This window comes from Myxococcales bacterium (assembly GCA_016716835.1).
Classification (GTDB): Bacteria; Myxococcota_A; Polyangia; order Haliangiales; family Haliangiaceae; genus JADJUW01.
On sequence record JADJUW010000004.1, the window covers coordinates 1 to 20,707 of the forward strand.

At 70.5% G+C, this 20,707-nt stretch carries 24 protein-coding genes; all 24 read right to left on the reverse strand.

Features of this window, described 5'->3' with window-relative positions:
* A partial coding sequence (locus tag IPL79_19840; GenBank protein ID MBK9073227.1) for a hypothetical protein occupies positions 1 to 401 on the reverse strand: 401 nt, incomplete at its 3' end.
* The gene (locus IPL79_19845) at positions 398 to 784 is read right to left on the reverse strand and encodes a hypothetical protein (protein MBK9073228.1); all 387 of its coding nucleotides are present in this window, start codon (positions 782 to 784) and stop codon (positions 398 to 400) included. The genes IPL79_19845 and IPL79_19840, both read right to left, overlap by 4 nt.
* On the reverse strand, positions 774 to 1,145 hold the full coding sequence (locus IPL79_19850) for a hypothetical protein (GenBank protein MBK9073229.1): 372 nt from the start codon (positions 1,143 to 1,145) through the stop codon (positions 774 to 776). The genes IPL79_19845 and IPL79_19850 overlap by 11 nt, the downstream gene beginning before the upstream one ends.
* Positions 1,142 to 1,897, reverse strand: a complete 756-nt coding sequence (locus IPL79_19855; GenBank protein MBK9073230.1) for a hypothetical protein — start codon at positions 1,895 to 1,897, stop codon at positions 1,142 to 1,144. Before IPL79_19855 ends, IPL79_19850 begins: the two co-directional genes overlap by 4 nt.
* A complete protein-coding gene (locus IPL79_19860) occupies positions 1,897 to 2,187 on the reverse strand; it encodes a hypothetical protein (GenBank protein MBK9073231.1) in 291 nt (96 codons plus the stop codon). Before IPL79_19860 ends, IPL79_19855 begins: the two co-directional genes overlap by 1 nt.
* Positions 2,184 to 4,649, reverse strand: coding sequence for a hypothetical protein (locus tag IPL79_19865; GenBank protein ID MBK9073232.1), 2,466 nt, complete (start codon positions 4,647 to 4,649; stop codon positions 2,184 to 2,186). Before IPL79_19865 ends, IPL79_19860 begins: the two co-directional genes overlap by 4 nt.
* Positions 4,649 to 5,512, reverse strand: a complete 864-nt coding sequence (locus IPL79_19870; protein MBK9073233.1) for a hypothetical protein — start codon at positions 5,510 to 5,512, stop codon at positions 4,649 to 4,651. The genes IPL79_19865 and IPL79_19870 overlap by 1 nt, the downstream gene beginning before the upstream one ends.
* Positions 5,509 to 6,915 (reverse strand): hypothetical protein, encoded by a 1,407-nt coding sequence (locus tag IPL79_19875; GenBank protein MBK9073234.1) that lies wholly within the window; start codon positions 6,913 to 6,915, stop codon positions 5,509 to 5,511. The genes IPL79_19870 and IPL79_19875 overlap by 4 nt, the downstream gene beginning before the upstream one ends.
* Positions 6,915 to 7,712 (reverse strand): hypothetical protein, encoded by a 798-nt coding sequence (locus IPL79_19880; GenBank protein ID MBK9073235.1) that lies wholly within the window; start codon positions 7,710 to 7,712, stop codon positions 6,915 to 6,917. Before IPL79_19880 ends, IPL79_19875 begins: the two co-directional genes overlap by 1 nt.
* A gap of 71 nt (positions 7,713 to 7,783) precedes the next feature.
* A complete protein-coding gene (locus IPL79_19885) occupies positions 7,784 to 10,939 on the reverse strand; it encodes a hypothetical protein (protein MBK9073236.1) in 3,156 nt (1,051 codons plus the stop codon).
* On the reverse strand, positions 10,936 to 11,250 hold the full coding sequence (locus tag IPL79_19890) for a hypothetical protein (protein MBK9073237.1): 315 nt from the start codon (positions 11,248 to 11,250) through the stop codon (positions 10,936 to 10,938). Before IPL79_19890 ends, IPL79_19885 begins: the two co-directional genes overlap by 4 nt.
* Positions 11,247 to 12,008 (reverse strand): hypothetical protein, encoded by a 762-nt coding sequence (locus IPL79_19895; GenBank protein MBK9073238.1) that lies wholly within the window; start codon positions 12,006 to 12,008, stop codon positions 11,247 to 11,249. Before IPL79_19895 ends, IPL79_19890 begins: the two co-directional genes overlap by 4 nt.
* 3 nt (positions 12,009 to 12,011) lie before the next feature.
* Positions 12,012 to 12,236: a hypothetical protein gene (locus tag IPL79_19900; GenBank protein ID MBK9073239.1), complete on the reverse strand. Its 225-nt coding sequence runs from the start codon at positions 12,234 to 12,236 to the stop codon at positions 12,012 to 12,014.
* Positions 12,233 to 12,370, reverse strand: a complete 138-nt coding sequence (locus tag IPL79_19905; GenBank protein MBK9073240.1) for a hypothetical protein — start codon at positions 12,368 to 12,370, stop codon at positions 12,233 to 12,235. The genes IPL79_19900 and IPL79_19905 overlap by 4 nt, the downstream gene beginning before the upstream one ends.
* Positions 12,367 to 13,860: a hypothetical protein gene (locus tag IPL79_19910; GenBank protein ID MBK9073241.1), complete on the reverse strand. Its 1,494-nt coding sequence runs from the start codon at positions 13,858 to 13,860 to the stop codon at positions 12,367 to 12,369. The genes IPL79_19905 and IPL79_19910 overlap by 4 nt, the downstream gene beginning before the upstream one ends.
* A gap of 166 nt (positions 13,861 to 14,026) precedes the next feature.
* Positions 14,027 to 14,851 carry a hypothetical protein gene (locus IPL79_19915; protein MBK9073242.1) on the reverse strand — a complete coding sequence of 275 codons (825 nt, stop codon included), beginning with the start codon at positions 14,849 to 14,851 and terminating at the stop codon, positions 14,027 to 14,029.
* Positions 14,848 to 16,716 (reverse strand): hypothetical protein, encoded by a 1,869-nt coding sequence (locus tag IPL79_19920; GenBank protein ID MBK9073243.1) that lies wholly within the window; start codon positions 16,714 to 16,716, stop codon positions 14,848 to 14,850. Before IPL79_19920 ends, IPL79_19915 begins: the two co-directional genes overlap by 4 nt.
* The gene (locus IPL79_19925) at positions 16,695 to 18,269 is read right to left on the reverse strand and encodes a hypothetical protein (GenBank protein MBK9073244.1); all 1,575 of its coding nucleotides are present in this window, start codon (positions 18,267 to 18,269) and stop codon (positions 16,695 to 16,697) included. The genes IPL79_19920 and IPL79_19925 overlap by 22 nt, the downstream gene beginning before the upstream one ends.
* The gene (locus IPL79_19930; protein MBK9073245.1) at positions 18,259 to 18,513 is read right to left on the reverse strand and encodes a hypothetical protein; all 255 of its coding nucleotides are present in this window, start codon (positions 18,511 to 18,513) and stop codon (positions 18,259 to 18,261) included. The genes IPL79_19925 and IPL79_19930 overlap by 11 nt, the downstream gene beginning before the upstream one ends.
* A 149-nt stretch (positions 18,514 to 18,662) precedes the next feature.
* Positions 18,663 to 18,947, reverse strand: a complete 285-nt coding sequence (locus IPL79_19935) for a hypothetical protein (protein ID MBK9073246.1) — start codon at positions 18,945 to 18,947, stop codon at positions 18,663 to 18,665.
* Entirely contained in the window at positions 18,944 to 19,225 is a 282-nt protein-coding gene (locus IPL79_19940; protein MBK9073247.1) for a hypothetical protein, read from the reverse strand. Before IPL79_19940 ends, IPL79_19935 begins: the two co-directional genes overlap by 4 nt.
* The gene (locus IPL79_19945; protein ID MBK9073248.1) at positions 19,222 to 19,683 is read right to left on the reverse strand and encodes a hypothetical protein; all 462 of its coding nucleotides are present in this window, start codon (positions 19,681 to 19,683) and stop codon (positions 19,222 to 19,224) included. Before IPL79_19945 ends, IPL79_19940 begins: the two co-directional genes overlap by 4 nt.
* Positions 19,680 to 20,243, reverse strand: a complete 564-nt coding sequence (locus IPL79_19950) for a hypothetical protein (GenBank protein MBK9073249.1) — start codon at positions 20,241 to 20,243, stop codon at positions 19,680 to 19,682. The genes IPL79_19945 and IPL79_19950 overlap by 4 nt, the downstream gene beginning before the upstream one ends.
* Entirely contained in the window at positions 20,240 to 20,515 is a 276-nt protein-coding gene (locus IPL79_19955; protein ID MBK9073250.1) for a hypothetical protein, read from the reverse strand. The genes IPL79_19950 and IPL79_19955 overlap by 4 nt, the downstream gene beginning before the upstream one ends.
* Positions 20,516 to 20,707 lie beyond the last annotated feature (192 nt).

Sequence of the window (20,707 nt, forward strand, 5' to 3'; positions counted from 1 at the left end):
ATCGCCCACGCGATCTGCCGCGCGTCGCCGGAGGGCAGCGCCTCGGCGATGAGGGGGCGCTGGACGACCATGAGCTTGACGAAATCGAGCACGCCCTCATCGACGCTCGCCTTGACACGGAAGCACCCCATGTAGGCCACGCTCGCGCCGGTTGCAGTCGGCGACGTGTCCCGCGCCGGGATGCAGTTGGCGGGGCACTTTCCCATCTTGTCGGCCACCGCCCCGCACTGAATCGCGCCGTAATTGTGGGCGCCGACGAAGGGCTTGCACTCGGAAAAACACGTCTCGTGGCGCGAGACGGCCATCAGGCTCTGGACCACCGTAGGCGAGCAGTACGCCTCCCCCTTGAGGGAGACGCACGCGGCCTTGAAAGAGGGGGCGTACTTGCTCGCGTCGATCATCGTCCGCTCCGGTTGTGGCCGATCACGGCGTCCAGCACCTTGTCCAGCTTGCCCTCCAGGCGAGCGAGCCCGGACGTGACCGTGGCCAGCTCCACGCGCCGCTCGGCCAGCTCCACCTGCTGCTCCTGTCGCCCCGTCTCCAGGGTCCGGAGGCGCCGGGAGATCTCCTCGCGGTCCTCGCGGGCCTCGCGGACTTCGCGCTCGCGGCGCTCGCGGTCCTCGCGCTCGCGAGTCTCGTGGGCTTCTTTCTCCTTGTCGCGCGCGGCCTTGCGCTCCTCCTTCTCCTTCTCCGCCTGGCTCTTCCACCAGAGCTGGACGGCGCCGAGGAGCGCGGTGACGAGGAGGGCGACGAGGCCAGGGAGGGAGGAGGCGTTACTTCCCACGGATCTCTCCTTCGATGGTAGCGGTGAGCTTCTTTTCCTCTTCGATGGCCTTGGCGACCGTGAAGCGGAGATCGCCCTGGCGTGAGGCGTCGCCCCCCTTGTCGACCACCACCACGCCCGGCTCGCTGTAGGCCAGCGCCACGCCGCGCCAGACCTTGACGGGTAGCCCCTCGCACGCCTCGGTGAGCCGCGCCGCCTGCTCCGGGGTCCACTGCCCGGAGTCGACGTAGAGGCCCGGCTCATCGGGGATCGGCGCGAAGGTCAGCCAGTCGGGCAGCGATTTGGCCAGCGCTGCGCGCACGGTCTCCACGTCCTCCGCGGCGCAGAGGAGATGCAAGCGCACTGTATGGAGCTTGCTCATGGTGTCCCCAGCCAGGTGATCAGCGAGGATCGCTCACCCGCCGTGAGGGCGCCGCTGCCGGTGGAGATTTTGCCCGCGGTGCCGTTGAAATACAGGCTGCCGGCGAATGAGCCGATGTAGGCCGTCGAGGCGACCCCAGCGATCCCGGAGCTACCCGCGCCGACCGTGGCACTCGCGCCGTCCCACCACGCCTCGTAGGTCGTCGCGCCGTCCCATGTCCATACGAGCGTGTGCGCCGTCGTACCCATCGACGGCACCGTGATGCCAGCGCCGCCAGACCCGGTGAGCCCGGCGCCGACGATGATCGACGTGGCCGACTGGATCCGCGTGAGCGAATATTTGCTCGTGGCGCTCCGCACTAGCGCGAGGAATCGGGTAAACGAGCCGTTATTTGCGAAGTGAACCCCCCACCACTGCGCGCCATCGATCCCCGCCCATGTCGCGCGGAGGTCGTCGTTCCCGCCGTCGAAAATGGCACCACGGCCACCCCCGAGGCCGGTCGTGGTGACGAGCGGACGGGCGCTATCCGAGGGCGCGTCGAATGGCAGGTCGGTGCCGTACCGGGTGCGCCACCGCCGGATCGGATCGGTGGCCGCCGTCGCCGGTGTCGTCTGCGCCGTGTCCTGCCACTGGTAGGCAGGATCGGCCACCAGGGACCAGGCGTGCCCGGCGATGGCGGTGGGATCCCACGCGGCGCCGCCGCTGGTCGCCTGGAACGGAGGCGCAGGGATCGGAGCCGGGATGAGCGCCATCAGATCCCTCGGAGCAGCACGAGGTTAGCCGCGGACACCGCGGTGCCGGTGGCCATGATTTGGCAGATTTGCGCCCCGTAGTCCTGGCCCGCGACGCCAAGGATCTGCGAGCTGTTGCCCGCCTCATCGATGATCGTCACCAGCCCCGCGGCGAGGAAATGGAGCCCGTGCGCGGGAACCTGGAGCTTGAGGGTATCGGAGAGCGCGGTGCCCGTTGTCCCGTCAGCGAGGAGGACAGACGAAGCGCTTTCACGGATGACAGGAACGAGCTTGGCTAGAAACATTTTCACGGCTCCTCGCTGGTGAGAGACCAGTCTTTGGTGGTCGAAATGGGGCGCTTCGGGGCACGGACGGGCGCCGGTGGCGACTCCTGCGGAGCCGGGGCGTAGCTCGCCTGGATCGCCTGGATCGAGGCTGGTGAGAGCGACGGGTGGCCCACCACGCCCAGGAGCTGGGAGAGCTGGAGCGCCTGGCGGTAGGGCAGGGGCTCCGTCCGCTCCGAGAGCTGCGCCTGCACCTCGGTGCGGATCTGCTGGTAGAGCCCCGGTGCTGCCACCCGGAGCGCCTCGACCTCGACGCGCCGCAGATCGCCACGCTCCAGCGACTCCAGGACGCTGAGGGGATCCGCGACCACGCGCGCCGCGGTCACCAGCTCATCGAGCTGGGCCTTCGTCAGCCGGGGCGCCTCCGCCTGGGGCGTGAGGGTGTTCTTCTGGTTGCCGCTGAGGGGGATCTTGCTCAGCAGGTACGTCGTGGCCCGCTCGCTGGCGGCGAGCTGCCCCCTCAGCGTCGCCGCGACCTCAGGGGGCGCCGCCGCCATGGCCGCCCCGATGGCCTGGCGCTGTTGCTCCGCGCTCTGCTGGATCGTGGTACGGATCTGCGCCGTCTGCTGTGGCGAGGCGCCGCCAGGAGGAGCGCGCCGGTCGACCGTGCGGGGCCCCAGGGGGGCAGGGCTCCGGCCGAGCAGCGCGGTGCGGGTCGCAGCGTCCGCAGCGACGACGGGAGCGAGGCGTTTGGTGGCCTTCGCGCCGCCGCTGAGCATCTTGCCCACGCCCTGCGCGATGGAGTTGTCCACGAGCGAGGCGACCATGCGCGTCTCGCCCTGGGCGTAGGCCCGGAGCGCCTGGGAGACGACCTGGTCGCCGAAGCGCTTGTTCAGGTTGGCGAGGACCGCGCCCCCGACGCCACCCACGACACCGCCGATGGCGGCGCCGACGGGCCCCAGGACCGCGCCGCCCACGGTCGCCCCGAGCGAGGTACCGGTGCCCCCGGCGAGCATCGACGACAGGGAGAAGGTGAGGTTTTTGGTCTCTGCCTTGACGCCTGTGGCGACGGCGTCCTCGAGCATTTTCGCCGCCGCGTACCGGGTGCGCGCGGTGGCGTACTGGCCGGCGATGTCGCCGCCGATCTCCCCGCTCACGCGGTTGGCGCCGGTGATGATCTCGTCCTCGATGAGCGAGCGAAACGCCTTGAGGTCCTGCGTCGCCGCGGCGGTGGGGTTCTTGCGGATGACCTTCCCGAGCTGCGACGACAGGTCGTGCAAGCTCTCGAAGCCAACGCGGTAGTCCTGGAGCTTCTCCAACTGCTGGATTTGCTTGGCCACCGCCCGCGCTTCGGCTCCGGCGAACACGTTGGCCTCCAGGGGGGCCAGCACCGTCTCGCGCGCCCTCGACACGATGCCGGAGATGTCGGCGCCCACGCCGCGCGCGTTGGTGTCGATGGCCTTGAGCGCCTTGCCCATCTCGGCGCCGATCTCCTGGCGCGCCGTCTCGATGCCGGCTTGCATCTCCGCGCGGGACACCACCGCGGCCTCGCTCTTCCCGAGGGCCTTGGGCACGTCCCGGATCAGGATGTCGTCCGCCGCCTGGCGAAGCTCCGGGCTCGCATCGAGGATCTTCCCGATCTCCTTCTGCGTCCCCCCAGTGCTCTTCAGGGTCTTCTCGCGGGCATACGCGAGCGCGTCATCTGCCAGCGAGCCGGAGCCCCCCGGCACGACCTTGCCGGCTACCCGTCGGGCTCCAGACGCCACCCCGGACAGGGCCGCCCCCGCGAGCGGGAGAGCGCCACCGAAGGCACCGCCCAGCAGGGCCCCGTGGCCGAACGCTTCCGCCACCCTCGCCGCGGAGGTCTCGCGCTCCTGGAGGGTGGCCTGCGACAGCTCACGCCCCGCCTCGATGGCGCCCATCTCCGCAGCCCCGACCGCGGCGCCGGCCAGGGCACGAGCGGCGAGCCCGCCTTCGACGGCGCCCAGCTTCACCGCGCCACGGGTCGCCAGGCTCCCGAGGCCAGCGCCGCCGCCGGTGGCGAGGAGGCTGGCGATGTTGCCGCCCAGCTCCGTGGCCGTGCTCGTCGCAGGGTTGGCCTCCTGGAGCTGCCGGAGCCCCCCGGGCAGGGTGGGGTCGATGGCGCCGGCTACCACGTCGCTGAGGCCCAGCGTGGCCCCGCGGGCGAGCCCCGCCGCGGCGGCTGCCGCCTGCCCCGCACCGCCGCCGTACACCTGGCGCTCCTGGTCCGCGAGCAGGGTGCCGCGGTCGATGACGTCGCCGCCGCCGCTGCGGATCACCTCCTCGGCGCGCTGCGGGTCCAGCTCGGCCGCGGTCCCGTCCGGGAGGCGCACCGGTACCCCGCGGAAGTTCGGTTGGTTCTTCGAGACGGTGTAGCCGTTGGCGAGGTAGTCCCGCAGCGTGTCACCGCCGGTGCGGTACTCCTGCCCATCGGGCCCGGTGACGTAGACCTCTGCGGGATCGGCCATCAGCGCACAACCTTCGTGGCGCCCGCCTGCCGGAGCTGGTTCTCGTACTTGATCCGCATGGTGCCGCGGAGTTGCTCGAACGCCTGCACGCCATCGGGCCCGATGATGCCCTGCTGGTTGGCGATCTTTTTCATGTCCTCCAGCTCGCTCGGGTTCACCACGCCGGAGTTCAGCAGCGACCCGCCGAGGACGCCCGCGAGGGCCTTCACGTTGGCGGTGATGATCGCGTTCTCGCGCACCTTGTCCTTGAGGCCCCGGGCTTCCTTGATCTCGCGGAGGAGCTTGTCCACGACGGCCAGGCCCGCGGCGTTCTCCCGGAGAACCTGCACGTCCTTCTCCGGTGTCCCTGGACGCGCCGCCCACAGGTCCTCGCGCTTGCCGTCCGGTGAGACGTAGTTGAACGCCAGCCCGCCGAAGTCCTTCTCGACGCGGCGCCGCTCTTCGCGCAGATCCTTGCGCTCGTCCGTCTCCGCGGCGTCGCTCGCCTTGCCCGTGTCGGCCATGAGGGCGAGGCGCTTCATCGGGTCGTAATCGCTCTTGCTCTCGGTGCGGGTGCGCACGACTTCCTTGCGGGTCATCGCGTACTTGTCCCCCAGCGCAAGGCGCTCCGCGGCGAGCGCGTGCATGACCTTCGCGCGCTCCAGATCGAAGGTGGACGGCGTGCGGTAGCCCCCGGGCTCGAAGGTGCGCGGGTTGGCCGTGGACCGTGCGCTGAGGTCATCGAGGGCGCCCATCTGGGTCATGAGCGGCGGCGGCTGCGGGGGGTTCACGGCCTCCTGCGCCAGCCTCGCCCCGAGGGCCTCCGCGGGCGTGTCGGGAAGCTGCTGGCGGGCCCACTCCATGTAGTCTTCGCGGGGGCTCATCGGATGTCCTTGGTGGCGCGGGGGCCGCGGAGGGTCTGGAGGGTGCGACGCTCCTCCTCCTGGAGCTGCCGGAGCACCGCCGGGTCCATCGAGGGACGCACCGGCGCGGGTGGTGGCGGGGCTCGTGGTGGCACGGCGCCGGCCGGGGCGGTCCGGAGCCCTCCGGGCCCCTGCGACGCGCTCATGCCGGCCTGCATGGCAGCCATCCCGGAGGCATCCGCGGGGCCGCGCGTCACGTCGCGGGCGGCCACCTTGCCTTCGAGCGCGGCGAGGGCCTTGATGTCCCCCTGGAGCCGGGCCAGATCGGCCTTGTCCTTCGGGGTGAGGGCCTTCTTCGTGGACAGGGCCTTGACCTTCTGCTCCGTCTCCTGCCGCACCGCCGCAACCGCCTGCGGGGCGACGCCGGCCGCGGGGTTCTGCTGGTTCTTCTGGAACCACGCGGCGAACTCCGCGGCCTCGCGAGGGGGCAGCCCGCGCGAGGCCACGCCCGCGATCTGGCGGTTGATGCGGTCCAACTGCCGCACCTCGAAGTCGTCGAGCTGACGACGGTAGAGATCCCAATATTCACCCGTTAGCCCCTTCTTTTTCTCCAGGCTGGCGAGCTTCTTCGCCTTCTTGTCCTGCCACTTCGCATACAGGTCATCGAAGTACCCGGCGGCAACCTCCGGCGTGGAGAAAGCAGCGGCGATGCCGCCGAGGACGGCGAAGATCGCTTGCTTCTCCGTCCGGGTTTCCCAGAAGCCTTCCTTCTTGTTCTCTTCGTCGATCTCGCGCCCGATCTGCTGCATGGCCTCCATGCGCCGCGCGTCGCTCTGCTGCCGGAGCGCTCCGGTCTGCGCCGTCAGTTCGTCAGCGGCCGCCGCTCGCTTGGGCTCCAGGTAGCTCGCCAGCGCCGCGCCGCGCTCGCGTTCGTCGATCTGGCGCATCTCGCCACGAGCCACGCCCAGCCGTAGCGCGCGCTCCTCGTCCACGAGGGCCGGATCGATGGCCTTGCCCTCCAGGGTGACGTTGGTGTCCTTCTCGCTGGCGCTTTGCGTGGCCGTGAGGTCGCGCCGGGTGAGCTTCGCAAGGTCGTCGTTGAGCTTGCCGCTGCGGTCCTGGCGAGGGGCGGGCGCCGGCATCGGTGGAGCCCCACGAGGGATGGGCGGCGCCACCGGAGGGCGCGTGTCCGCGGGGGGGCCAGGAGGGCCCATCGGCGGGGGCGTGTCCGCTCGGCTCATCATCTCGCCGGAGGTCGCGTTGTTGTCCGCCAGCCGCATGTCCTCGCGCTCCGGGATGGTCAGCACGAACCGATCCGCAGCGCCTCCCTGGGGCAGCGTCAGCTCGTCGCCCTCGGCGCCGTAGAGCTTGTAGATGGGCACGCCCTGGGCGTTCGTCTCGCGCTTGTAGCTGTTGTACGGCATCAGGTCGCTCCTCCCTTGGCGGCGCCCGCGGCGCCCGCGGCAGCGTTTTCGATGAGGCGCTGCCGCCGCGCGCGCTCGGCTTCGGCAAGCTCGGCGTTCTTCACTTGAGCGAGCATCGATGCCTCCTGGTTGCCCGCCGCAGCGCCCGTCTGCCCCTGGTAGATCTGGCCCATCGCCCCCGTGCGCGCGTCGAGGTACCGGCCCCCGCGCGCCTCGTCGTAGGCCCTGCCCTGGTAGTCGCCGGAGCGCATCTGTCCCGCGAGCCCGGCCCGCTGCCCAGCGATGCCGGCGCGGGCGCCCATCGCGGCGAGCTGCTCTTGCGCTCCAATGCGCGCGGCTTCGGCGCTGGCTTGCTGCTGGGCCTGCGCGCCGGTTTGCTGGGCCATGCGTTGCGCGAGAAGCTGGTTCCCTCCGCCGCCGCGAGCCGAGGCCGCCATCTGGTTGGCCTGCTGCTGGGCCACGTCGGCGCCCTGCATGGCCATCTGTCGCCCCACGCTGGGCCCGCGCCCGGCGGCGAGGTCGGCGTACTGCTGGTCGAGGGCGCCGAACTCCCCGAACACCTGGTTTTCCAGCCCGCGGGCCTCGTTGGCCTGGCGCTGCGCCTCTTCGGCGGCCTGGAACGCGGCGTACTCGCCGCCCCCCAGCTCGCTGAGGTAGCGCTGCTCAGCGAGCGCGTTGCCGCCCATGTACGCCCGCTCCCGAGGGGTCGGCGCGATGTTCTTCTTTTTCTTGCCGAACCACCCGCCGACGGTGCCCCCCAGCGCTCCTCCGAGACCAGCACCGACGGCTGCGCCCATCGGCCCTCCGAGGACAAGACCCGCGCCTCCGCCGAGGACTGTACCTACAAGCTGCCCGTTGGACTCTGCGCTCATCGCGTGTTCGCTTTCTGGGCCTTCTCGACGCCCTTTTTTACGCCTGCTTCCAGGGACAGACCGCTGTACCGAAAGCCCGTGGGGCTCTCCGCCACCGCCACCGCCGGAGCCGTGTCGCTGAGCTTGAGCCGGATCGACTGGCACTTCTGCACCGCCATCCCGACCACGAGGCGCTCACGCGGTAGGCCCTGGAGCGCCGCGATCTGGGTCGTGGTCCAGGTCTCTGTCTGGACGGGCGTGGTGTCGTCGCCGTCGACGTAGACCTGCAAGCTCAGCCCGTGCGCGCTCATCTGGCGTAGCTCCAGCACCGTGCGCCACACCCGCTGGTAGCCCCCCAGCGCGCCGAGGCGTAGCCAGGGGGTCGCGAGGGTGCCGGTGATCCACTGCGGACCACCGCCGATGCCGTCATAGCCCGGCGTCGCGCCGCCGCCTTCGAGGCAGGGCGACCCCGCCGTAGCCGTGACGAGGGAGCCCTGCCAGATTGCAGCGCGTACCGTCGCGGGATCTTCTTCCGTGCTCCAGGTGGACCACGAGCCGACCCCTTCGGGGCCCGCGTGGCGGTAGTCGTACACCAGGATCTGAGGCTCCCCGGTCTCGGATGCCGCGATGACGACGACCACCCGCTCCTGCGCGGCGTCGACCTGGACGTCGAGGGTCACCGGGTTGGCGTCGGTGAGGTCGCGCACCGCGCCGCCGATGTCGACGATGCTGCGCCCGCGGGTCAGGATCTTGAAGCCATCGGGGTCGCGGTAGATCACGCCGTCCCGGAAGACCGCGATGCTGCGCCCGCTCGTACAGCCCGCGCTGCTCTGGAGCGCCTGGGGCGAGGGCCAGGGGGGCGCCCCCGTGTCACCAGGACCGGCGCCGGCGTCGAGGAGGAAGATCCGCCGCTCGCTGAAGATGACGAGGGCGCCGTCGAGCCACGCGGTACCGACCAGGCGCTCGTCTACCTCGTCCAGCGAGATCCGCAGCAGCGCCGAGAAAGCCGGGGCCTCGGCGGCGACGATCTCGCGGGACGGCCACACCTCCGCGCTCTCCGCGCTGGTGAGCCACACGCGACGGGATGCAACCTGGACATGGCGCGCAGGGGGCGGCGTCTCGTTCTCCAGGATGCCCCCGGCGGTGTAGAGCCCGGGGCGCCCGGCGGCGAGAAGCGTGGCGTCGTCCTCGTCGTCGCTGAAGTTCAGGGTGGCGGCGCCGGTGCTGTTCACCTCTCCGTTGCCGTCGAGGCGGTAGTAGACGGTCCCGTTGGCCAGCGTGCGGAACACGGCCAGGCGAGGGCGCGTGGCCTCCCCGTCGGCGGCGCTGCCGCGGCGCGTGATGGAGGTCAGCTTGACCTCGAAGTCCACGATCGCGTTGGTGCCTGAGCCGCTGCTGATCGTCGCGGAGAAGGGTGCGCTGAGGCGGCTCCGGTGGACCTGTCCTTGCGCGTCGATCCACTCCCAGACCATCAGGTAGCCGTAGACGTTGTCCGGCGAGCCCGCGGCAGGGCCGGAGCCTCCATACGTCAGGTTCACGGACCCGACGATCTGCGGGGGCTCCAGGAACGCGATCTCCACGGCGCTCTGCCCGTCGTACTGGACCGGCAACGCGCTCCCGAGGTGGAGCAGCCTCGCGCCATGCGCCCAGGACCACAGCCCGTCCACCGTGCGACCCGAGCGGAGCCGCGCCACGTCCACCCACGCGGCGGCGCCGGGTGTGCCCGCGGGCTCCTCCTCGTTCGCCGCGTTGATGACGAGCGGCAGGTACGCATCGCTGTCGACGACCTGGACCCAGGCAAGGTGGTCGTCCGTCGAGCCGACATCGAGGCCGATGCCATCCGTCGGCGCGAGGCACCCCTCCAGGGCCACCGGGTAGCTGCTCCCGATGGCGTCGAAGCGACGCGAGAGGTTCAGCAGCGCGTAGCCGTAGTTCCAGGCGATATCCACGCCGCCCGTGCGGTACTGGCAGACCAGCGCGTACAGGCTCCCGCCGAGGCGGAAGGGCTTCGTCTGGAGGCCCACCCAGTAGATGCGGCGCAGGCTCATGATGCCGGCGCCAAGGGTGTCGAAGGCCCGCAGCGCAAGCGACGGGTACCCGCTGGAATCCGTGGCACCGATGAGGACGAAGGAGCGGTTCTGGTCGTCGAATTGCGCGGCGAGGTTCCGCACCACGGTGAAGCTCGCGAGGGGCTCGACCTGCCAGTCCGCCAGCGCCGTGACAAGGGTGCTCTCGACGTAATGCTTCGCCCGGACGTCCGTGCGGTCATCCCAGGCCAGGAGCAGGAAGTTGTAGCCCACCCGGAAGCCCAGGCTGAGCCGCGTGCCGCTGCGCCCCAGCTCGGCCGCGGTGGCGTCGACGGTGCCGGCCGCGTTGTCCACGCGCCAGACCACCACGTCACCGCCGGGCACGGCGCCCTGCGCCGCCATGGCCCACTTGCCCGAGACGGTGGGGATCGCATCCCAGGAGGCCGGGGCGAAGGCCAGCGCCGCGCCGACGTTGGCGCTCGCGAGGGCCAGCGTGGTGGGGTTGATCGTGCCGCGTCGCAGTTGGTTCGCGCCGGTGAACCAGACGACCACGAACACCCCGTTGACGGCGAAAAGAACGTACTTGCCGGCGAGGGCTGCCGACGCAAGCGCCGTGTTATCGAGCATCACGGCGCCCGTCGCGCGGTCAACGACGCGGATGTAGGCGTTGGTCCCGACGGTGTAGAGGATCGCCTCGACGGTCCCGACCCGCGCCACCTGGGTGACGGCGCTGTCCAGGTCCGTCTCGCCGCGCACGCCGGGGTAGCGCTCCACGGAGAGCTGAGGAACGCCGGTCTTCGGCGCCCAGGCATCGGCGGACGGGCTGTAGCTCCAGAGGAAGGCGCCGGGCTCACCGGGCTGGCTCGCGGTCTCCTCGGCGCGGGTGCCGACCGCGACCAGCTCCAGGCCCCCGACGGCCACGAGGTCGGTGGTGGTCCCGAAGGCGTAGCCGTCGAGGACGGCGCTCGACATCGCCACGAGGCCGGCGCGCTTCTCGATCTCGCCGGTCTTCGTGTACCGCAGGTTGTCCAGCGTGTGAAACTGCGAGGCCAGCCCGCCAGGGCCCGCGAGGGTGGCCCACTCGCCCCGGGACTGGTCGACGCCCCCCAGGGGGAGCAGCTCGATGGTGACCTTCTGAAGGCTCATGGCCACACCCAGAGGTCAACGGTGACGGCGCCGGAGGCCACCAGCGTCAGCGTGCGCGCCGACACGCCGGTCTCCACGACGGAGGCCGGGGCAGCGCCACGGGCGCGCACCACGAGCCAGCCCGACAGCGACGGGAGGCCATGGCTGATGGACACGGGGGTGGTGGAGAGGTCGACGCCCTTGAGCAGCACGCCGCGGGGGTCCGTCGGGGGCGAGCGGAGCGCCTGGGTGAGGCGGTCGCGCCACTGCCCGAGCAGCCGCGTCACGTCCGCCGCGCTTCGAGCTCCGTCGAGGGTGGGGAGGTCGATCATGGGCGCGGGTACCTCTCGCGCCGCCCTCGGCCCCACTTCACGTCACGGACCTGGATCGGCTGGTGGCCGTCGCGGTCGCTGGCGAGGCCACGGACGCGCGCCTCGATCTCAGCCTTGCGGTTGGACCAGAAGGCCGCCGTCGAGTCCTCCTGCATGGCGAAGATCGTCTCCGCGGCGTGGGCCACGATATATTCGTCCCAGCCGTTGATCCCGTCGTAGAGCGGGGCGCTGGAGCTGGTCTCGTTGGAGAGGTCGAGGGTGGGGAGGTAGATCGCCCGGACGTTCCACACCGCGCGCGGCGCCGGGTAGAGGCCGATCTCCGCGAGCTGGGAGGTCGTGGTCTCGTGCTGCCGCCCGGTGAGGGCGTAGCGAAGCTCATGGATGCAATCCCCGTTGAGCGACTCCTGGAGAGCCCACTCCCCGTGGTTCATCCGCCGGATCTCGTGCCAGGTGGCGCCGGTGGGCTGGACCGTGCCCGAGGGCGAGCCCCCGGCGGTCTCCGACACCATCAGCGACACGAGGCGATAGAAGTTCTCAGGGAACGGGTAGCGCTTCACGCCGACGGTGGTGTTGAAGCCCCACTCGGTGGCGTAGTAGTGCTCGCCGCGGGCTGCGACGAGCATGTCATACAGGCGATACGCGCCCTCATTGATGAGGGTGTTGACCTCCGAATCGGAGACGAAGCCCGACGAGTTGGGCTGCTTCGTGACGGTGCGAACCCTCGTGCGTAGGGTCGCCTGAGAGATCGGCACCGGCATGGATCAGCCCTCCTCGTCGTCGCTGTAGTCCTCGCCCTCGTCGTCGTCCTCGCACGCCTTCATCATGAGGCGCAGGGCCTTCTTGCCCTTCATGGCGTCGCCGCTCTTCATGGCGCCGCGGAAGGCCCGAAAGCCCTGCTCGAAGGGATCGGCCTCGCTCTCCTCCATGGGGCTCTCGCCACCACCGCCGAGGATCGCCAGGAGCCCGCCACCCTTCCCGCCTTTCACGGCTTCACCGTGACGGAGAAGTGCACCCTGTTGTTGGCGTTCGCCGCGATGTCCGTCGCCACGGCGTTGACGCGGTAGAGGATGTCAAACGTGAGGTTGCCGGAGCTGCTCGCGGTGGCCCCGATGATGCTCACGTCGAGGGCGTCAGCCTCCGCCGCGTTGAGCTGGACGCCGACGAGGGCCTTGACGATGGAGGCCCCGCCGATGCCCAGGATGGTGACCGTCCACCGACCCGCGGAGACGTAGGCCACCGTGAAGCCGGAGCCGACGAGGTCGGTCGGGGCGTTGGCCGTGTCGGGGGCGAAGCTGCCCTCGAAAAACTCCGCGTCGGGCGTCGCGTGACGCACCGGAGACTGCGCCTTGCCCGAGGCCATAAGGAGATCCCCGTCAGGTCGAAGCGCCCGTTGTAGGCCGGGGCGTCGCAGTAGAGGTTGCCGAACGTCGCGATGCGGGCTTGCATCGCGTCGTCGCTGGACTCGCGCAGCCAGATGCCCTTGCCGTCGTCATCGAGGATGGAGAAGGGATCTCCCAGGGTGTTGAACGTCCACGTGTCCATGCTGAGGGCCCAGCCGGTGTTGAGCTGGCAGCAGGGGTCGGAGACCACGCGCGCCTGCCCGCCCTGGCCTTCCACGAGGATGCCCTTGAAGGACACGCCAGCGTCCGTCTTGATGTCGACGTACTGCCGCTTGGCGCCCAGCTCGTCGCAGAGGCGCTTGTAGCGCTGGGGGTGGAGGAAGATGGTGTCCGGGGCGCCGCCGGCCATGTACACGCGCTCCAGCATCGCGGTGATCGCGCCCTCGACGGTCGAGTAGGTGTACCCGGTGGTGGTGGGGGTGATGCGGCAGCCCGCGAGGCGCTCCGTGTCGAGGGTCCGGACGACGCCGAAGAACGCGGTGGCGCTCACGGTCGCGGGGATCCAGGCATCGAGCCCGGTCATGGTGGCGCCGAAGTCGCCCTGTCGGAACAGGTACCAGTTCGCGCCCAGGCTGTTGATGCCCGTGGCCGCGTTCCAGTTGGCCGAGGCATCGTTGGTGATGGTGCCGGTATCGCGGTTGATGGAGACGATCTTCGCCGCCACACCGCCCGCCGTCGCGGCGCCGGAGGTACCGTCCGCGGCGCTGCCGTCGAGCACCATTCCGGCCTCGAACCAGACGATGTCCTTGGGGTTCAGGAGCGTGACGACGGTGGAGCCCTGGCCGGAGCCGACCTGGGCGCGGGCGCCGCCGCCGTTGCCGAAGATGCCCTTGCAAATGCTCCGCTCGGCGGTGTTCTTCATGCCGCGGACGACGGCCTCGACGGCGCTCACGACGGCGCCGGCGTTGTCCTTGGCAGCCCTCACAAGCTCCGTCTCGATGCTGGCGGTGGCGTAGTCCTTCTTCCGGATGACCGCGAACCGCTTGAAGCCCGAGGGGCCGCGGTTGGCGAGCGCACTCGCGAAGGTCGCGCTTCCGCCGGGCTCCGGGCTGTACCGGAGGGGGACCTCGTGGGTGGCGCCCACGAAGGTCTTCTTCTTCCGCAGCATGTCCCAGAAGGGTTTCCTCGTATAAAGCTGTTCGTTGCGGAGCTGCTCGTAAACGTCTTTCAGGATCTCGGCGACGTTGCTCGTCGTGGACGAAGCGGCCATGTGGCTTGCCTCCCGCCGCGCTCTGGCGGCGATGGGATGTCTCGGGGGGCTCGCGCTCGTGGCGCTCCGGTTTCGACGACTGGTTACGTCCGCGTGGCCGGCACGCGAGGCCCGAGAGGGGCAAGGTGTGGCTATCTTAACAGACCGCTCTGATAGGTCAAACCTATCAACCGAGGCGCTCCAGGAGCTGCCGCTTCATCCGCTCCCGGAAGGCGTCCATGTCGTCGCCCTCCTCGGGCGTGGCACCGGCGGGGGTCGAGGCGTCGCGGTTGGTGATGCCACCGGGGCCCTTCTTCCCGGGCGGCGGCGCCTCGGGGGGCGGGGGACCGAAGCGCTTCTTGAGCCGCTCGATCTTGGGCTTCTGCATGTTGACCAGGATTTGCCCCAACTCCTTGAACGTGGGCGGGCGCCCGGCCTCCTCGCGGAACCGCGGGGCGAGGTCGCGCACGAGGTCGAGGATCTCTGCTTCCTCCAGGACGTCCAGCTCGGGGGCGTCGAGGCCCTTCACGTACCCGAGGAAGCTCGCCTCCTCGCGCTGCATCTGGGCCTGACGCTGGCCCTGGTCGAAGTCGTCGAGACGCCTCTTCAGGGTCTCCAGCTCCTGGTCGCGGCGCTGAAGCTCGGCCTTCAGCTTGGCCTCGGCCTGGCTCGCCGCGGGGTCGAGACGCTTCTGGACGAGCTGGTCGAAGTAGTCGTCCCCCATGGCCTCCTTGAGCGCATCCTCATCGCCTCGACGGAGCCGCTCGATCAGCGCGATCTGGGCCTGGTGAGCCTTGCGCTCCTCCTCGAAGCGGCTGCGCTCCTGGTGGAGCTGCTGGAGCTTCTCCTTGTGCGCGGTCTTCTTGCGAGACAGCGCGGTGAAGGCCCGCTTCAGGTCGTCGTCGCTGACCTCCTTCTCCTCGGGCTCCGGCGTGGGTGGGGGCGCCTCGCCCTCGACGGGGGCGGCAGCCTCGGGGGTCTCGTCAACGGGGGTCGCTTCAAAATCGCTCATGCCAGCATCTCCTGTGGGGGCATCGTCATCTCGGGGGGCATCGCATCGGGAGGCAGCTCACCCTCGACGGGCGGCATCTCCTCGGGGGGCATCTCGGGGGGCAGCGCCATCTCGCCCTCGACGGGCGGCGGCGGGGTCTTGAGGTCGGTGACCGCCTGGATGTAGCGACGGACCAGCTCCAGGCGATCTTCCGCGGCGCCGTCCACCACCGCCTGGCAGTAGTGCTGCCCGGCGAGCTGGAGGGCGAGGTCGAGGGGGAAGAACGGCTCCGGGTACTGCGGCACGCCGTCGCGAACCATCTTGAGCATCTGCTGCTCGATGGCCTTGCGCGGGGCGGTCGCGGTGGCGTCCATCGACTTCAGGTCGGGCAGGTCGATGTTGGCACGGAGGTCGTCCATGGTAATCGCCCCGGCGCTTGCGTACTGCTCCAGCGCCTCGGCCTTCGCCGCCGGGGTGCTCGGGAGGATCGAGATCGGCGCGGCCACCATCTCAAGGCCGTCGTCAGGGAGGTCTATCTCCCGCCACTTCAGCGACACCACCTTGCGCTCGCGGGGGTCGCTGAAGATGACGCGGGCGTTCGGCTCGACCTCGGAGACGGCGCGCTGAGCACGGACGAGGGCCATGCCCAAGGCGAGGTAGCTCTGCGCGCGGAGGTCGCTGCCTTCGCGCAGGTTGCCCTCTTGCTGGTCGGCAAAGATCCGGAGGCTCCGGCCCGACTGGAGGCCCGCGGGCTTCGTCGAGGTCGCGGCGTACTGGGAGACGCCCGAGGTCTCGTACATGTTGGACGCCAGGCCATCGGCGTAGCGCGAGGCTTCCGCGGTGAGGCCCTGGGCGGTCTGGATGATCGGCGGGATGCCCTTGTACTTGATGACCTTCATGGGGCTGTTGGTGAGCTGCCCCACCTCGACCTCGGCCTGCTTCTCCGCCAGGATCGAGGGCCACGCGCCGAGCTTGATGGTCTCGCTGAGGGCGCCCATCACGTCGTTCAGCTCCATCTGTTGCCCCGCGACTTCGTGGGCGAGCCCGTCACCCCAGAAGCTCGTCAAGGCTGCGCTGTGCTGGAACCGGACGAGGGGCGGCGCGTCGTACCCGTAGGGCTCGTCCACGAGCGTGGCGTTGCTCAGGGCGACGACATGCCGCCCCATCTCCCCATCGGGGTCGAGGTACCACGCCTCGACCACACGCACGGGGTCGCTCATCCCATCGAGCCAGCCCGCCCACTCGGGGCGGCAGCTCTCCGCGTCGAAGATCTCCCGGGCGTACTTGGGCCAGGACGCGATCATGTGCGCGCGGTCCACCCACCGCACCTGGTAGTAGCAGCGGGGCTCGCCATACAACCCGTCCAACGGGTCGATGTACACTTCCCAGGGGTAGACCCGCTCGACGCACACGTGAGGGCGCTTCGTGTGCAGCACCGCGCTCACCTTCACGAATCCATCGCCCCACACCAGCGCGTGACGCTGGGCGAGGTTGGCGTAGCTGTCGACCTTGTTGGCCAGAAACAGCCCATGGACCGCGGTGTTCAAGTCCTCCAGCTTCTGCCTCAGCTCGAAATCGCCGCCGTCGGAGCAGTAGAAGGGCCTCGGGATGGTCGAGATCAGGCGAGCGTGCGCCGTCGACACGAGGCGCCGCAGCACGTTGCGCGGCACCCGATAATCCTGGTCATCGGCGAGGCGCCGGCCTCCCCACATGGCCTGGCGGTCGTGCCCATCGTGGAGCAGGGCGAGGGCGCGGTAGTAGTCGATGCGCCCCCGGTCGTGCGTCATCGCCAGGTCCAGGGCGGTCTTGAGGGTGTCGTGGACCTCTTCCTTCGGGGCGAACCACCACCGCCGGTCGAGTCGGTTCAGAATCGTCTGCGATACCATGGCTTGTTCTTCTCCTCGACGGCGCGAGCTTCGAGCCGAGCGATCAGGGACGCCTCCAGGGCGTCGATGGGGTCGATGGCGGCAGGCACCGGGGTGCCGCCGTAGCGTTGGCGACCCCACGCGGCGCGCGCGAGCACGTCCGCGAGGTCGCAGTGGCTGCCGTCCGTGTCCTCGGGCAGCACGACGGACAGCACGCCCCCGGGGGCGAGGCGTGGGCGTACCTGCCCGAGCTGCTTCCGGAGCCGCTGAGCCTCGGGCAGCGCGGGGTTGACCCGCAGCGTGCCAGCGCGGACCTGGAGCCGCAGCGCAAGGAAGCGCTCGCCGGGTCCGGGGCCGTCGTACAGGCTCACGCCGACGGGATCGGTGTGCTCGCGCAGGGTCTCCCGGTAGTGCCCGTCCGCCACCGCCATCCCGCAGTGCCGGGTCCTCAGCGTGGCGGCGAAGGACGAGCAGACGACGGAGGGGACGAGGGCCCGGGTCGGCTCGGGGCGTAGCTCCTGGAGGTCGACGACATCGGCCACGCTCGCGCGCTCCGACAGGACCGCCAGGGTGGCGCTGTTCCGCACGAAGCCGAGGTCCACCGCCGACGAGATCAGGTCACCGGGCCCCGCGTCGCGCCGGGCGTCGTCGCGGAACAGCGCCTCGAAGTCACTGGCCACGAAGAAGGACGCGCCGTTGACGAGGCCGAACTCGGCATCGATCTCCGTCCTGGCCAGCTCCGGGTTGTCGCGCCGGAACTCGGCTACCCGCTCAGCCGTCCACCACACCGGATTCATCACGTCCGCCGGTGCGCGGACCACGATCATGTCCAGACCGGGGCGACCGTGCCGCGCCTCGACGGTCTCGAAGACAGGCCCCTCCGCAGCCCAGGGCGAGCCGATGGCCAGCACCTGGGCGCCGGGGAGCAGACGGCCCAGCACGGCGCCGCGGGCGTCCGTGAAGTTGACGACGGCTTCGTCGCCGCTCATGCGCGGGGCTTCGTCGAAGATCACCCCAGCGCTCCAGCGAGCCACCAGGGTGCCGCCGGCCTTGCTGCCCGCGACCACCTTGATCTCGATGGGGCGCCCCGACGGGTGCCGGAGCGTCACCGTGTCCGCGGTGGGCTCGCCCACGAGCAGCGAGCGGAGCACCGGGCTGGCCACCACGTTCCCGTGGATGTGGCCGTAGATGACTTTCGCGGTGTCGATCGACAGCGACACCACGGACACGCGGGCCATCTCGCCGGCGCCGAGCTGGGAGACGTCGACCGTCTGCGTCGCCAGCACCGCGGCGGCGGCTGCGATCAGGCTCTTGGCTGCACGGATGCCGGCGATCAGGTACACCTCGCGGGGTCGTGCCAGAGGCAGCGCCTCGACGGACGCGGCGCCACCGAAGGCGCGGACCACGTTGGGCTCGCTGGCGAGGTCACCGAGCGGACGCCCCTCGATGGCACGGCAGATGGCGCGCTGCACCGGGGTCGCGGTCGTGAGGCCGAAGCCCAGCCGCGAGGTCAGGAGGTCCTCCAGCGTCGGGGGCCCGCTGGGCTCGGGGGCGGCCTTCTTCTTAACTGCCACGGCGCCCCTTGCATCTGGGCTGCTCGGCTGGCCCGTCGAGGTCAACGCCTGGCGGTGGCGCCGGGGTGGTGAGCTTGGCCGCTTCCGCGCGCAGGCGCTTTACCTTCACCCGGAGGCCGGCGATCTTCTCCTCCAGCGCCCTGGCTTCTTCGACGGCTCCGGCGAGGAGTCCTTCCGCCCGCTCCAGGTCCTTTCGCTTCTTCTTGTTGGCCGTCGACAGCGCGTGGACCTTGACGACGACCATGGAGACGGCGCGGCAAAACGGAGGGCCAGGGGCCTTCCCGTCGCAGCCCCAGCGGTGGGCGGGGTAGCGACGGCCGCAGGTGTCGCACTTCCACGTCCAGTCAGACGAGGCGCAGATGTCGCGGGGGATCTCGCACGGGCAGAGGCAGATCATAGGGCTACCTCCCACCAGGGCCAGACCTCAGCAAGGTCCTCCATCCTGTCGAGGAGGCGCTGGAACTTCGGGGTACCCTGCTCCGCCGGGGGGTGCGCCGCGATCCTGCGGGCCAGGGCCACCACGGCATCGGCAGGGTCGTACATCGCCCCGAAGAGCCAGATCCGGAACGTCGCCGGGTCGGGTGACCCGTGCGTCTCGCCGTTGACCACGCACGCCACATGCGCCGCGGTGACCGCATCGTGGAGCAGCTCGACGTGCTCGCGGGTGGTGAGCCTCACGGCTTCACCTCCCACCAGGGCACGAGGGCGGCGAGGTCCTCCATGGTGTCGAGGAGGTAGTCCCGGTTCCTGGGGGACTCTGACCCCGTGGGAGGCGTCCTGGCGATGGCGGCAGCCAGGAGGGCGGGCACCTCCTCGACGGAGCGCAGACACCCGGCGGGCTCCTCGGGGAGCCGGAGGAAAACGCCCTCGTCCTCGGGGCGCCAGATCACGGCCCTGAGGATGCCGAGCCCCCGAGCCAGGGTCACCGCGCGGCGCAGCTCGGCGGGCGCGGTCACGAGCCCCCCTTGAGGGCGTCGAGGGTGAGGCCGCCGCTGGGGGTGAAGGACAGACCGCTCTTCACCAGCCCGGTGACCTTGCTCAGCTCGGCCACGACCTTGACCCGGAGGGGGATCCGCTTGGCGGGGTCGAGGATGGTCTCCACCTCCACGAGCGCATGGAGAAGCTGATGGATGGCGAGGCGCCGGGCGGGGTTGTCGGCGTGGAGCTGGTGGAGCACCGCGTCGACCTTGGTGGCGACCTGTCCCACGGCCTCGGGGGTGCAGCCCCATCGGGCGGCCAGGTCCGGCACGTGGTCCGGGGTCCACTGCCCCGAAAGCTTCAGCCCGAGGACGGTCGCGGCCTTCTCCGAGACGAAGGGGAGGCCCAACCGAGGAGGCGCGGACGTCCTGCGATTCGTCGCTTCGCCCTCTTTGGCCACGACTTCGCCGCGTTTTGCCGCCCCTTTGCCCATCACCGCCGCTCCTTCTCCGCATCCATGGCCGCCACCTTGGCGATCAGCTCTTCAGCGAGGGCGACGATCTCGGGGGAGGGCCCCGGGGGTGTGTGGGGGCACAGTTCCCAGAGGCGAGCGAATTCTGGCCCCTGGCCGTAGGAGTCGGTGCTGTCGAGGTAGGCATCGACGGCCTCCACCAGCTCCCGGGCCCTGGCGGTCTCCTGCTGGACCAGCAGGAGCAGGGTGAGGGGCGAGGCGTCGGGGTCGAAGGCCACGCCCAGACCTTCGAGGGCGACGCCGTAAGCGATGCGCCGCTCGCGGGCGAGGGCGATCTCTTGGGCGACGGTGGTGACGATCATCGGTACACCCTCACGGTCCCGCCCGTCATGCGCTTGGGCCAGGAGCTTCTCGCCGGCCCGGACCTCTGCCTCGACGAGATCGAAGAGGGCGGCGAGGCAGGCAGCGGAGCAGCCGCAGGCCACCGGGCGCCGGGTCTGGCCCACCTCGTCACGCTGGACGCGGTGATAGCGGCGATAGGCGACGTCGAGGCGAGCACGGCGGCGCTTCTGGGCGCGGGTCAAGGCAGCACCTCCAGGACCATCCCGGGCTCCAGGTGAGGGGGGCGGGCCTCGCTCTCGAAGTGGAGCCAGGCGATTGATCTGTGGTGAGGCATGCGGCCCGCGAATCGAAGGACCGCGCCGCACGGGAGTCGCAGCCGGTCGCCGGGGACAAGCCCCTCGTGGTGGGTCATCTGGACACAAACGCTCCAGTGAAAGGGGGCAGGATCGAAGGGGTCGGATTTGGTCCAGACCGCCCCGTCCTGGTCGAGCACTTCGGCGATGGCGACGATCACAGGTGCATCCTCCCCCACGTCAGGTCAGCGACGCGGGCGGGGGTCCAGGGCTCGCCCCCCTGGCACCAGGTTGGGCCCTCGGGGCGGCACCGGCACAGGTCGTCCAGGATGAGGCGCAGCATGAGGGCCACGGTGGGGTGCTGGCCCTGGCACCAAATCGGCGTGTTCTTGCAGGTCATCGGCACACCTCGG

Bases quoted from the DNA above. Each gene is read 5' to 3' on its own strand.
- IPL79_19895 (MBK9073238.1), bottom strand. From the start codon at position 12,008: ATGCCGGTGCCGATCTCTCAGGCGACCCTACGCACGAGGGTTCGCACC.
- IPL79_19930 (MBK9073245.1), bottom strand. From the start codon at position 18,513: ATGGTCGTCGTCAAGGTCCACGCGCTGTCGACGGCCAACAAGAAGAAG.
- IPL79_19920 (MBK9073243.1), bottom strand. From the start codon at position 16,716: ATGGTATCGCAGACGATTCTGAACCGACTCGACCGGCGGTGGTGGTTC.
- IPL79_19885 (MBK9073236.1), bottom strand. From the start codon at position 10,939: ATGAGCCTTCAGAAGGTCACCATCGAGCTGCTCCCCCTGGGGGGCGTC.
- IPL79_19870 (MBK9073233.1), bottom strand. From the start codon at position 5,512: ATGAGCCCCCGCGAAGACTACATGGAGTGGGCCCGCCAGCAGCTTCCC.
- IPL79_19865 (MBK9073232.1), bottom strand. From the start codon at position 4,649: ATGGCCGATCCCGCAGAGGTCTACGTCACCGGGCCCGATGGGCAGGAG.
- IPL79_19880 (MBK9073235.1), bottom strand. From the start codon at position 7,712: ATGGGCGCAGCCGTCGGTGCTGGTCTCGGAGGAGCGCTGGGGGGCACC.
- IPL79_19855 (MBK9073230.1), bottom strand. From the start codon at position 1,897: ATGGCGCTCATCCCGGCTCCGATCCCTGCGCCTCCGTTCCAGGCGACC.
- IPL79_19910 (MBK9073241.1), bottom strand. From the start codon at position 13,860: ATGGCCGCTTCGTCCACGACGAGCAACGTCGCCGAGATCCTGAAAGAC.
- IPL79_19850 (MBK9073229.1), bottom strand. From the start codon at position 1,145: ATGAGCAAGCTCCATACAGTGCGCTTGCATCTCCTCTGCGCCGCGGAG.
- IPL79_19875 (MBK9073234.1), bottom strand. From the start codon at position 6,915: ATGCCGTACAACAGCTACAAGCGCGAGACGAACGCCCAGGGCGTGCCC.
- IPL79_19915 (MBK9073242.1), bottom strand. From the start codon at position 14,851: ATGAGCGATTTTGAAGCGACCCCCGTTGACGAGACCCCCGAGGCTGCC.
- IPL79_19890 (MBK9073237.1), bottom strand. From the start codon at position 11,250: ATGATCGACCTCCCCACCCTCGACGGAGCTCGAAGCGCGGCGGACGTG.